12 protein-coding genes are annotated in these 12430 nt (G+C 49.9%); 6 read left to right on the plus strand and 6 right to left on the minus strand.

Going from position 1 to position 12430, the window contains the following annotated elements; genetic code table 11:
• Positions 1–15: 15 nt before the first annotated feature.
• Positions 16–846, minus strand: coding sequence for a GPO family capsid scaffolding protein (locus ACO77H_RS08170; protein WP_432755266.1), 831 nt, complete (start codon positions 844–846; stop codon positions 16–18).
• A 155-nt stretch (positions 847–1001) separates the two neighbouring features.
• Between ACO77H_RS08170 and ACO77H_RS08175 the strand changes: the two genes are divergently transcribed.
• Both ACO77H_RS08175 and ACO77H_RS08180 read left to right on the plus strand, forming a co-directional pair.
• Positions 1002–2759 (plus strand): terminase ATPase subunit family protein, encoded by a 1758-nt coding sequence (locus tag ACO77H_RS08175; protein WP_432755267.1) that lies wholly within the window; start codon positions 1002–1004, stop codon positions 2757–2759.
• Complete coding sequence (locus ACO77H_RS08180) at positions 2759–3808, plus strand: phage portal protein (RefSeq protein WP_432755268.1); 1050 nt, start codon at positions 2759–2761, stop codon at positions 3806–3808. The genes ACO77H_RS08175 and ACO77H_RS08180 overlap by 1 nt, the downstream gene beginning before the upstream one ends.
• 669 nt (positions 3809–4477) lie before the next feature.
• Here ACO77H_RS08180 and ACO77H_RS08185 read toward each other — a convergent pair.
• Positions 4478–4798, minus strand: a complete 321-nt coding sequence (locus tag ACO77H_RS08185; protein ID WP_432755269.1) for a hypothetical protein — start codon at positions 4796–4798, stop codon at positions 4478–4480.
• Positions 4799–4987: 189 nt separating this feature from the next.
• Here ACO77H_RS08185 and ACO77H_RS08190 point away from each other — a divergent pair, with 189 nt between their 5' ends.
• Together ACO77H_RS08190 and ACO77H_RS08195 are read left to right on the plus strand one after the other, a co-directional pair.
• Entirely contained in the window at positions 4988–5845 is an 858-nt protein-coding gene (locus ACO77H_RS08190; RefSeq protein ID WP_432755270.1) for a winged helix-turn-helix domain-containing protein, read from the plus strand.
• Complete coding sequence (locus ACO77H_RS08195) at positions 5842–6336, plus strand: hypothetical protein (protein ID WP_432755271.1); 495 nt, start codon at positions 5842–5844, stop codon at positions 6334–6336. Before ACO77H_RS08190 ends, ACO77H_RS08195 begins: the two co-directional genes overlap by 4 nt.
• A gap of 265 nt (positions 6337–6601) precedes the next feature.
• Here the strand turns inward: ACO77H_RS08195 and ACO77H_RS08200 are convergent, their stop codons facing one another.
• Positions 6602–7399 (minus strand): BRO-N domain-containing protein, encoded by a 798-nt coding sequence (locus tag ACO77H_RS08200; protein ID WP_432755272.1) that lies wholly within the window; start codon positions 7397–7399, stop codon positions 6602–6604.
• Positions 7400–8366: 967 nt separating this feature from the next.
• Here ACO77H_RS08200 and ACO77H_RS08205 point away from each other — a divergent pair.
• Together ACO77H_RS08205 and ACO77H_RS08210 are read left to right on the plus strand one after the other, a co-directional pair.
• Positions 8367–8585, plus strand: coding sequence for a hypothetical protein (locus ACO77H_RS08205; RefSeq protein WP_432755743.1), 219 nt, complete (start codon positions 8367–8369; stop codon positions 8583–8585).
• A 41-nt stretch (positions 8586–8626) separates the two neighbouring features.
• Positions 8627–9226 (plus strand): hypothetical protein, encoded by a 600-nt coding sequence (locus tag ACO77H_RS08210; RefSeq protein WP_432755273.1) that lies wholly within the window; start codon positions 8627–8629, stop codon positions 9224–9226.
• A gap of 101 nt (positions 9227–9327) precedes the next feature.
• Here ACO77H_RS08210 and ACO77H_RS08215 read toward each other — a convergent pair whose 3' ends face one another.
• The 3 genes from ACO77H_RS08215 to ACO77H_RS08225 form a co-directional block, all read right to left on the minus strand.
• A complete protein-coding gene (locus tag ACO77H_RS08215) occupies positions 9328–10269 on the minus strand; it encodes a hypothetical protein (RefSeq protein ID WP_432755274.1) in 942 nt (313 codons plus the stop codon).
• A 248-nt stretch (positions 10270–10517) separates the two neighbouring features.
• Positions 10518–11339, minus strand: a complete 822-nt coding sequence (locus ACO77H_RS08220; protein WP_432755275.1) for a DUF5677 domain-containing protein — start codon at positions 11337–11339, stop codon at positions 10518–10520.
• Between the two features lie 377 nt (positions 11340–11716).
• A complete protein-coding gene (locus ACO77H_RS08225; protein WP_170043395.1) occupies positions 11717–12196 on the minus strand; it encodes a GNAT family N-acetyltransferase in 480 nt (159 codons plus the stop codon).
• Positions 12197–12430 lie beyond the last annotated feature (234 nt).

Consider the following 12430-nt stretch of genomic DNA (forward strand, 5'->3'; position numbering starts at 1 on the left):
GGTTAAGGCCGCAGGTCAGAATTCAGCCAGGGCTTGTTTGCCGCCGCCGGTTACCGGTGGGCGCTGGATTTGGGAATGGTCCTGAGTGTTGCCGAGCGTAGTTTTTAGCTCGGTCAGGTCTTTGCTGAGCTGCTCGACCGTCGTTTTCAGTTCTCCTGAAAATTTCTTCTCTGCGGCCAACTGGTCGGGCAGATCCTTAACGTGGTCGGCAATCGCTTCGACGGCCTGGCCGATCTGCGCAAACTCGGCGTCGTCCTTGGCCTGTTTGCCACCCAGAAGAGCCTGAACTTTGCTGAAAAGCTGGGCGCCGAGGCTGGGTTTTTCTTCGACTTCTTCAAACAGCAGCTCGGTTTCCACTGCCTCGGTGAACATCGACGTCGCGGAATAATGACGGTCTTTGAATGGGCTGGATTCTGGCTTCTGCGCGGAGAAAGACAGCACATCGGTGCCCAGGCTGGCCGGGGAATCGGTCACCGCCAGGCCGACGATGTAGGCCTCGCCGGTGTCCGAGAAGCTGTCGTCGATTTCGATCGAGGTGTAAATCTTCTGCTTGGCCTTGTTCATGGCGATCAGATCGGGCGTCGGCTCTACCTGGGCGAACAGGGCCAGCTTCTTCTGGCCGTTGATTTCCACTTCTTCAGTCTTGACCGCGAGCACGTCACCGTAGGCCTTGAAAGGGCTGTCGGGCAGCAGGCTGCGGAAGTGTTCCAGCCAGATGCGAGCACCATAGGTGGCTGGATTGAAGTTCTTCGCCGCCTGTTCCAACCAACTGCGTTTGATGGTGCGCTTGTCAGAGGTAGCGCCCTCGACGGCGACGCGAAACCAATTACTGCGAAATTTCTTCATGCCGGGAATCCTCAATGCGTTGGGCGCTAAGTGCGTTGCAATGAGGGGCATGGTCGTGACGCGCGCGAGTTGCGGCAACGAGGCGGGATTGTAGGAAGGGCTGTTACAAGAGGCGGAGCTACTGACTCGCAGGCATGGGCGGCAGCATCGCGGCCATGACTACGACCGAACTGCTCCCCATCGATCCCCGGCGCCAATCCAAGTTTCTGTATTGGATGGGCTGGCGTATCTGCGAGATCGCCGAGGCTACGGGCGAAAAGGAAAAAACGCTACACAGCTGGAAGGCCCGTGACGAATGGGATCGGGCCGACAACGTTGAACGGATCGGCGGGGCTTTGGAAGCACGGCTGGTGCAACTGATCCTCAAGGAGGGGAAGAGCAGCGGCGACTTCAAAGAGATTGATTTGCTGCACCGGCAGTTGGAGCGCCAGGCTCGCATTCAGCGCTTCCAGGGTGGTGGTACCGAAACCGAACTCAACCCGAACCTTGCCAAACGCAACGAAGGACCGAAGAAAAAGACTCCGAAAAACGACATCAGCGAAGACCAGATTGAGCTGCTGCGCGAGGCGTTTATCGATGGCTGCTTCGATTACCAGAAAGACTGGCATCGGGCAGGCAATCAGCGCACTCGCGTCATCCTCAAGAGCCGGCAGATCGGTGCCACTTACTACTTTGCTCGCGAGGCTTTCATTGATGCGCTGGAAACCGGGCGCAATCAAATCTTCCTGTCAGCGTCGAAGAACCAGGCCTATCTGTTTCGTGGGTACATCCAGGCGTTTGCGCGTGAGGTGATCGGCGTCGAGCTGACCGGTGATCCCATCGTGTTACCGAACGGCGCCGAGCTGTTTTTCCTCGGCACCAACGCTCGGACGGCCCAGGGCTACCACGGCAACTTCTATTTCGACGAATTCTTCTGGACCTTCAAGTTTGAGGAGTTGAACAAGGTCGCCTCGGGCATGGCGATGCACAAAAAGTGGCGCAAAACCTACTTCTCGACGCCATCGACCATGGCACATGAGGCCTACACCTTTTGGACCGGTGAGCGCTTCAACAAAGGTAAACCAGCGGCGCAACATACCAAAGTCGACGTCTCCCACGGGGCTCTCCAACAGGGGCGGCTCTGTGAGGATCGGTTGTGGCGCCAGATTGTCACCATCCTCGATGCGGAGCAGGGCGGTTGCGACCTGTTCGACATTGAAGAACTGCGTCGTGAGTACAGTCCCGAGGCTTTCGCCAACCTGCTGATGTGCGAGTTCGTCGACGACGGCGCGAGCATCTTCCCGCTGACCGTGCTGCAGCCATGCATGGTCGACAGCTGGGTCGAGTGGGCCGAGGACTACAAGCCGTTTGCCATACGGCCCTTCGGTGACCGCCAGGTATGGGTGGGTTATGACCCCGCTGAAACCGGTGATTGTTCAGGCTTGGTGGTGGTCGCGCCGCCGCTGGTGCCAGGTGGAAAATTCCGCGTACTGGAACGCCACCAGTTCCGGGGCATGGACTTCGCGGCCCAGGCCAGCGTCATCAAAGCTGTCTGCGACCGTTACTGGGTGACCTACATCGGGATCGACGTTACCGGGCTGGGCAGCGGCGTGGCGCAGCTGGTTCGCCAATTCTTCCCCAACGTCACCACCTTCAGCTACTCGCCCGAGGTCAAGACGCGCCTGGTGCTCAAGGCTTACGACGTGATCCACCGGGGCCGGCTGGAGTTCGACGCCGGCTGGACTGACATGGCGCAGTCGCTGATGGCGATTCGCAAGACCATCACCGCAGGCGGTCGCCAATTCACCTATACCGCCGGCCGCAACGATAACACCGGCCATGCCGACCTGGCATGGGCGCTCTTTCACGCATTGCACAATGAACCGCTGGAGGGGCAGACCACTGCCAACACCGGGCGGATGGAGATTTTTTGATGTCGAACCGCCGCAGAAGTACCAAACAGATGGCCCAGGTGCCCGCAGTGACAACGCAGGAGTTTATCCCGCGCAGTGAGGGCAAGATCGAGGCGTTCAGCTTCGGTGACCCTTCGCCGGTCCTGAGCGGTCGGGAGGTGTTTGATTATCTGGAATGCTGGTTTAACGGGCGCTGGTACGAGCCACCTCTGTCGCTGGATGGCCTGGCGCGGTCGGTGGGTTCCAGCGTGCATCTGCATTCGGGTCTGATGTTCAAGCGCAACCTGTTGAGTAAGACCTTCGTCCCGCACCGGTTGCTATCGCGGGCGGCGTTTGAACAGTTTGCCCTGGACTTCCTTTGCCTGGGTAATGGGTACTTGGAGGCCCGCCGCTCAATGCTCGGCCCAGTGCGTGAGCTGGTACCGCCGCTGGCGAAGTACATGCGCTCTGGCAAGGATGGTCGGCAGTTCATGGTTCAGGGGTGGAACGAAGAACATGAATTTGAACCGGGCACGGTCTTCCATCTACGCGAGGCGGATCTGCACCAGGAGGTGTATGGGCTGCCAGAGTGGATCAGTGCGTTGCAGTCGGCATTGCTGAATGAATCCGCCACGCTGTTTCGCCGCAAGTATTACGAGAACGGCAGCCATGCCGGTTTCATTCTCTACATGACCGACGCCGCTCAGAACGAGGCGGACGTTGATTCCCTACGCAAGGCACTGAAGGACTCCAAGGGGCCTGGCAACTTCCGCAACCTGTTCGTGTACTCGCCGAACGGCAAAAAGGACGGCCTGCAGATCATCCCGGTCAGCGAAGTGACGGCCAAGGACGAATTCAACTCGATCAAAAACCAGACCCGCGATGACGTGCTGGCCAGCTTGCGCATTCCGCCGCAGCTCATGGGCATCGTGCCGCAGAACGCGGGTGGATTTGGGTCGATCAGGGAGGCGGCGCAGATTTATGCGGCCAATGAACTGGAGCCGATTCAGGCGCGAATGACGCAGTTGAATGACTGGATTGGGGAGGAGGTAATGCGCTTCAAACCTTATGAAGTTAGCGAATCCATCTGAGGTTTTTGAGAATAATGAGGGGTTGTTGCTTTTTTGATAGCTACCCCGGATTGGTGAGGGTTTAAAGACCCTATGCAATATTGCAGGTGCTGTATAAAAAATACGTTGTGAGGTGATGGTGACTTAACTAAATTGTAACCGAGAATAATTCTCTCATTGTCATGTAAGGCTATAGGAGCGGTGAAGTACCATCTTCCTGGACTCGTTGGTTTATAATTTTACTGCGAGGCATAATTTTTATTGTTGTGCCGGTCGCAAGCACAGTCCTAAGACCTTCTGAAACCTAGAGGGACGATGAGGGGAGTACGCATTATACATCTCAAGAATTTCTAGTGTCAGTGACGGATCTCCTTCTCAAGTTTTCAATAGTTAGAAGCCTGCTGGAGGACTGAAGGTGGTCGATATGCAATGGAGGGCTTTTTAATTAATCCATTGGTTGGTGGTGAAGTTGCACCTTGATATATGTCTTGATTGTGAATGCATAATAATTGCCCCAGCTCAGAAGTTAAGCGTAAGTTGTGAATGTCTTGTGCTCTGCCTCTATTGATGGATGGGCAAGCTCCAGTATCTCTAGGTATCCAGATAAGGCAAGCCGGTTTTTATACGAGTCAACTGTAATAGTCTTTGAAATGCTCGGTTTTTGAAGTGTGGCCAGTTCTTGGAACTGGCTTAGCTCTTTGCTGGTAATTGTTTCTCTATTAGAAAAGTGTTGTTGCTGATGGTTAGCTTGAGGTTAATAGAGTTTTTGCTTGTTGAGGTAATCTCGATTGAGATTTTATCGCAGAAACTTGATGAGTTGTGGGCTGGGCTCGAGGGAAGATTGCTAATGATAATGCGATCACCAAGCGCGGCGCTAAAAACCTGGCTAAACGAGTGTGCAGGAATTAACTGTCGCTTGTTTAAATCGAGGATCTGCTGTTGGTAATCCTTCGACAGTTGGTCGTATTCGACAAAACTGTTGGCATTATTGGCGTTCGACTTATTTTGCATGTTCGTTGCTCCACAATTCGTTACGTCAAATTTGGAGGTTGTTTAACGCTCGGTCAAATCATTGATCGTTTATTAATTTTATTTGCTTGGGGGTGAGAGAGATTTTGTAGTCGGGGGTTTCCTTTGCGTTTCTACTGCTTCAGTATCGTCTATATTGATTTTGAGTCCGATCTAGAGTGAGAAACGGCTATGCCTGATCAGGAAATAGGTGTGGGGGTTGAAGTTTTTACAGTCTATATGGACTCTGGGAAGAAGAGGTGGGCTCGTTTGTTTTTTGACGGTCCTAAAAAAAGGTTGAGGGTGAGAGATCTCGAGGAGCAGCCTATCATCTGCAACCTGGGTACAGCGGAGATTAGGGTCTTGTATCAACTTATCTCTAGGTCGGGAGAAGTGTTTAACAAGGAGCAGCTAATTCTATTTGGTTGGCCTGGGCGTGTAGTGGCAACTGGTAGCTTGGCGCAGGCTATTTTTAATATAAGGTCTTTCTTTGGTGCAGATGGGCATGGAATTATTGTCACTAGCCCAAAAGCTGGCTATATGTTTAATTCGGATTTTTTAGTTGGCTCTCTCAGTGTTGAAAAGCATCCGGTTCAGGAGTTGGATGTAGAAGTTAATAGTGCAGATCTTACTTTTACGGTTGATGAGAGAACTAGCAAGTCTTTTGAGAGGGGAGGCCGGAAGCACGTTGTTGTGCGTTTGTTGAGGGCAGTTGTTTTTTTGTTTTTTTTGGCTTCCTTGATCTACTTGCTTAAGCCGGAATTTGAGATTTTAACTAGGGATCCTCTAAGAATTACAAAATTTAATGTTGGAGAGCTTGATGTTGAGTTTATTATTTCATTAAAAAAAGATATTGCGGCTCCTTTGGAGGCTCAAATCAAAAATATTCCTATGGGGGCTTATGGGAAGGTCATGGTTAGGGTTCATGAAAAAAGATATAGGGTTGTATGCTATGTTTCCGCAGGTTTCAGCTCTTTTACAGTGCCGATCTCGGTACCGTTAGATTATGCTGTTGCGAATTGCCTGTCGCGCGCAGGAGGGGAATCATGAGCTTCAAAAAGTTTATGTTCTTGGTTGTTCTGGTCTGTAGTTTGGTCTTGGTTACACTGGCAGTTTATTTACGAGAATGGGGCGTTGAAAAAAATGTCGAGTATAAAATGCGCACTGCAATATACATCGAGAAAGATGATGCTTTGAAAAATGAGCGCGTGATAAATAATGTTGAAACTATGACGCTGGGACACCGTTCGTTTCAATATACTTCGACTTGGCAAAAGGCGGGAGAAACGGAGTACTTATATGTGACCGGGGATATTACTCCTATTTGGGGCGCATACGCCTATATGTCCATCGAAAAGCAAGTTGTGACGGATGGACTGCGCACTTTATTAAGTGAGCTTGGAGTTCCTATTATATTAGATAGGCAGCTGGAACTCTCGGAGGGGAGTACTTCGTATGTCCGCCTACTAAAAAACGACTCTTCAGGGATGTGTTTCTATCACTACGATAATAATAGCCTGTTCTGCTTCGGCCTTAGATAGACACGTCGACGATGTCGAGCGCCAAGTGTCCTTAGACGCTTGGCGCCCTGAGTGGGCCCACCGTTTTCCCCCAGGATGCACTCCACAGGCGGCTACACGCCGACCAGGTCTTCGGTGTACCTCGGGCTCTCGGAACTAAATAAAAGCCTGAAGACGCGGTGAAGCCAGTCAACGCCTTGTTCCGTAATCTGAGCAGTTCCTACCAACCGCCGTCGTCCCCGCACCTCTCCTGCCGACTAAATAATCGAGTTTTCTGCACCCATCCTCATTCAGCCTGTCGCTCAAACACCCAGCATTTGATGATCTTTCCGGTTAGTCGACTGTGAACAGCATGGTTCTTGTGCAGGCAGCGGGGGCTCTGACTTTGCCACATGGCTTGGCGTTGGACGGTGTCGATTTGTAGCGTTCGGCCGTTCTCGCTGAGCAAGCGGGTTAGCTCTCGTAGATTGATGGCCAGGGTATTTGAGCGAGCAGTGTGGTTATAGTCCACGCCTTTGCTGTCGAGTAAATTCAAAGCCTCCCAAAAGGTCCTAAGAACATCCGGTACGGTGGGCGCGGTGCGACCTAAACTGTCGATATCCGGGGTAGGTAGGCCCAATGCATTGGACACGTCAGCCAGTTGTTGGTGAATGAGCGTGCGCAGCGCTGGGTCTCGGGTGCGATGGAGTTCTTTGCCTAACGATAAGCGAAGTCGGTGGTTAGCAATGCGCGCGGAGGCTGTCGAGCGGCTTTCCAATTGATAGCTGCCGGTCTTGCGCAGAGCTGGAAGTACCTCGTCGCAAACCCATGATTCGAAATGCTTAGCCTCTTCCTTCCTGCTTCTGATGATGAGCCTGTATAGGTTGCCTTCATCAATGAATTGCAGTTCCTGCTTACCTTTTTCCGTAAGGGTGTCCGTCCTACGGACACCTTTCTCGCGGCAGTTGTCGCTGATCACCTGTCTTGAGTTGCTGTAGCCGAGAATCGTGCAAACATCCTTGGCGCAAAACCAATGCTCTCCGTTCTCTTCGGTCACGACTCGCACCGGCAATGCTTCAAACTCAAACAGTATGGGCATGGTCATCGATGCGTTCCTTGCGAAGTCTTGTCCAGGATGTGGCATCGAGCAGTTTGCCCAGCCTGGCAGCGATCGGCAACTCGATCTGCACCTGGCGCGCGCCGTCGTCCCCCCACCTCGCCTGCGGGCTAAATGGGTCGCTTTTTCTGCATACCTGCAACCCCCTCAACACGGCGCTGGCTAGGGGCCGCTTTCCGATTTCCGAACTCGGAAATACCTGCGGAACCCTGCACCGAGGGGGTATTTTGTGGAAGGGCCTTGGAGGCTATGTTGTTTATGGGGAGGGGGGGAGTCTCAAAAAGAGTAATTTCAGTAATCTCCCCACGGAAACGGTCTGGAGCCCTCGTATTTCGTGGGTTAAGAGATTACAAAAAGGAGTAACAGAGAAGTAATTGAAAAGGTAATTTTTTGTCAAGCTATTGATTTTAAAGGGTTTTATAAAAGTGGGGAATTACATTTGTAAAGAGTAATCAGATTACTTCAATATTACTTAAAAATTACCTTTTGCTCTAAATATAAAACCCTTAAATATCAATTGTTTGAGCGTAAAAAACGGTCAAGATTACTTATGTTACTCTTTTTGTGCCCCCTCTAGATTTTGAATTTCAGGCCCCTCTACGTGTGATGCGCACGCGTACTGAGGTGCATGCTGATGCGCGTGGGAATGGAGTGGGCATGCTTTTGCGCAACTGGCACCGCTGGAGCCCTTGTATTCAGGGGAGTCGGCTGACAGATCAGGGGGACGGATGCTTTCGAATTTCTCCTTCACTGCAGATTGATCAAGGCTAGCTAACTGATTTAATTATATAAAATAGAGTTTCTGGTTTTGATCGTATGAAAAAATGACCACATGGGAAGATTAGGGGTAGATGCTATTTTCTGGTACGGAAAGTTAGTCCAGGATGGCTTAGTGACCTAAACTAGCGGCCAGATGAGCTATGCTTTTGCAGAAATCTCGCCAAGGATGACTTACATGCCAGAAAACTCAGTATCCAACATCGCAACGGCAGATGCTTTGACTTTGCTTTTGCATAATCAGCATGCTCTTGCTGCTGCAATAGAGGAGGTCACTAAATGGCTTTCAGAGAATGGAGTAGAGAGTGCTGCATATAATGCAGCCGGTGCCATGGAAGCTCTGGATACAAATGCCAAAGAGATTGCAAATGCGATTATGCGCCTACGACAGGCGTAGAGAGTCTACCTCCCCACCGATAATATTGAGAGAATTCACCCATGAGTGAAAATGATTTGATCGAACTTTACGACCTTCCGCTCTCTGACAAAGAAGCGATACTCATCGGCAGGATCATTGCTCTTTGGGGGGCGCTTGAGTCCGAAGTGTTTGCACAGACAATTGCAACTTTCGATGTGCAAGATGTCGAGAAGTTACCAAGGGTGATGAATAACCTAAATTTTCTCAAGGTACTGGAATTATGGAAAGCTCGGGTTGCCGAAGTAGAAGAGGGCGAGCGTGCTGTATTGTTAGAGCAGCAGTTCGAAAATATCACTCGCCTGCATGAATCTCGAAACGCGCTAATTCATGGCATGTGGACCTGGTCTATGGCCGAACCAGAAAAAATAAGCACCACGCGAGTGTCTAAAAAACAGGTCATAACCTTGCACTTTCCAGCAGGAAGCCTAGCAGATTTCCATAAGGAGCTGAGTGTAATCAATTTTAAAATCAGATATCCAGGTGGAGTGGAGGATCTTGCACGCGAGAGGGAAAATGAAGGAGGTTTCATAAGCCGCAGGATGCTCTGCATACTTACAGGCAATCCTGCTGCCGATGACTGGCTCCCACGCCGGACAATGCCGAAAGGCAAACACAACTGATCTTAAACGACAGCTAAACGGAAGGAGTTTATCTTAAATTCACATCCTTAAATACTCGCTGCTCAGAGTGTACAAACCTTTACTTGCCGTCCAACAGCGAATCAATCTCTACGTTTATTGTTTTCTGACTGGATGCGTTTGTTTGCTCTGGCGGTTTTAAGGTTTGAGTAAATAGTATAGAGCTTGCCAAATACGTAGTAATAGGAGGCGCTATAGCGCTCTGCTTCTATTGCTTCGCCTCGATATAGCTCGTTTATTTTTTTCTTATGTTCATAAAAATCATAGACTTTGATAGATGATCCTTTAGAAATAAGGTTGTTTTCCAATTTTTCTTGCAGGAAATTCTCCAAAGATTCTTTGGTTGAAAGGCTTTCCTCCGTAAGTATAAAGTTTTTGAAAATGACTAGCTGGTAATCGTCGCTCATTAGCTCAATGGTTTCTATGTCTCCGTCAGTATTAGTTATGTCGACTATAAATCGGACATTGCCACCTATGTCTTTTTTGTTGTGAGAAACTCTAACGGTTCGTATTACTCCAGTCAGATAGTTTCTAAAAAAATCCCCTACAGGCGACCATCTTTTGACTTCCTTTGGTACGATATATTTACCTTCGCTTGTTGAAAGTACTAAACGTTTTTTTGTTTTTTTGTCTTGGAGAAGTTTTTCCATTTTTATTATATTCGTGTTAACGCTATAGAAAATTATTTCCCCCATCGTCCTGTGGTATGTTTCGTAGGGCTTCAAGACAAGCGGGTTGTCTTCATGGCTTTCTAAATCGATATAAAAATTGTGCCCTACTTTTAAAAAAATACCGTATATTGTAACTGCTCGATCTTTTAGATTTTCTAGTACTATATGTGACACGTAGCTTTCTTCGCATCTTGAGCTTGATGCAATTCCAAATCCTCCTCGGATCGATATTCCTGACTTTCGCTGATAGTTTTTAATGGCGACGAATAAGGCCAAGATTGCTATCGGCGCTGTTATCAGTAATGCTCCCCAGTTTTTAGGATCTGAGAACCAATTAGATAGTATTGTGAGCATGGTCTTTTTCTTTTTTAGTTGTACTGCAGTGAGTGTTGTTTGGTGCAAAAGGCTAAGGTGTATAATAAATAAGGAATAGGGTGTGGTTTTATATTCTTTGCGGGTTTTGTAAGGGGTTCGTTTTTCACTTCCTAGCTGGTCTAATTAATCACCTCTGAAGCTGGTGATTTCGAGCGTTGCCGACCGAAATTGATTAAAGGTGTGCACTCAACTAATTTAAAAAAAACGTTCCTGGCTGATAATTAATCTTATGTAATATCTTCCACTGTTTGAGGCTCAACACCTTCGTGTGCTAGAAGCCGGTTGAAAAGTCGTTGTTCGGCGGTATACATCTGCCTAAGTCCCAAAACCTTAGTACTGCAAGATAAATAACCGGCGAGAGCATGGCAGACCGCACAAAGTAAATCCTCTAGTTGTAGCTGTGTTGCTTTTGGGAAGTCCTCCACGGTGGGGTCGGGCGGAAGGTATGCTTGATAAAAATAGCTCACGCCGTAGGGGGATCCGTGGATGATTTCTGAAGAGGTGGAGTAGACAAGCGCATAGGCTGCCAGCAAGCGCGAGCCAGCCTTACCACCAGCGAGTTCGGCCACTCTTCTCAATCGGGTAGGTGTGTCGTATTCGCTCCATTCACGAGACACGCCCCTTCTCGTGAACTCGCTTGCTTCTTCGGGGGCAGGGGTATCGTTGGAGATATGTAGGGAAAACGTCCCAGTCCCAACGCTACGATTGTGTTGTTTCCAAGCACGATACTTCAACCACCGGACTGCACGCTCGGCTTTTGCATCGTCTTCCGCCAGCAGGAAAGATGCATTTATGAACGACTCAATACAGCTTCGCGCTAGAGGATAGAGATCCCGAACCGGTACTCCTCTCCAGTCGGAGCACTTAAGTAGCGTATTTACAGTCTGTCCTGCGGCCATTGCGATCGGTTGTGAGGTCCTCTGCTTTTCTTCTGAGAGGGTACAGTTGTACGTCTCTCCGCTGTACTCCAGAGGGCCCTGAGTCGTCACGTACAACGTGAGGCGAAGCAGCTCGAGTTGCTCATTGATGATATTGCGCAGCACTTCCATGTCTACATCCTCAGCGTGTATCGCCGTGGGGAACTCATCACTTTACGACTGACCTATTTTGGCAGTGATCAAGCATAGCAGTGACAGCGCACAGAATCGCTACAGCCTGTGAAAAGGGGCAGGCCCTGAGTATTGGAATTGTGTTGGTACGAAAGTGGTACGAGTGGTTTTGAGTCATGCCACAGGTGCCGGGCTCTAAGGTCTGTAGATTTAAGTGTTCCAATCCATCACCGATAAAGCTGGTGATTTTGCGCCTGACTGGCAGCAATCGACCCTAAGCGGCCGGTCAGCGTCGATAGAAATTGGCCGGTTTCTTTCCGTTGTGACGTGCAGGAGCCGACCTCTAAGGGACATCCGGCTAAGAGCGAACTCGTGAATCAGCTTCCGATCCAGAGCATCGTCTGAACCGTAATATACGGATGACTTTCTAACGGCTCCCATTCATCCATGAAAATAAAACCTTGCTTGAGATAGAAGTTCGAGGCTCTCGCATTGTCGGGCGATACGTCGAGAAAAACGCGATCAAAGCCTTCCGCGGTAGCGCGAGCTTTCACAACTTCTACCAACTGAGTTGCTACTCCTGAGCCCCGGGCAGCAGGATCAACCCACATTCCTATCAAGTTAAAGCGATGTGCACTATTGACTGCGGCACCGATCATTCCGACAGGTCTACCTTTGTCGAGTGCCAGCCAAAATGCTGTTCCGGTTGATGAGGCTCTAACTTTCCACTGTTCATCAGTGTATGCGGCAGCAGTTTGATAACTGACACCAAATGCCGTTGGCGTGTCCAAAAGCGCGGCGAGTCGGACTTGCTTTAGTAGCATCCAATCCTCTGTTTCTGTCGATCGAATGTCCATGATCTTCCTTGATGAATCAGCGTCCCTCAACCTCTCACAAAAAAGATTAAGGGGCAACCAAGCTCGTGTCGCGTACGTCCGCTTCTGGCCGTTATCTGCCTGATGCCTAAGGCGGCTAGTCAGGGCGTAGGTATGGATCGAAAGGAGTCCAGTGGTACATAAGTGGTACGAGCTAAAGCTGGGTGAGCTGTAGGCCTTTGTTTTAAAGACTCTTTGGCTTAGTAGTTCCAATCC

Origin of the sequence: Pseudomonas sp. WMBT8, from assembly GCF_050916005.1 — a bacterium.
Taxonomy (GTDB): domain Bacteria; phylum Pseudomonadota; class Gammaproteobacteria; order Pseudomonadales; family Pseudomonadaceae; genus Aquipseudomonas.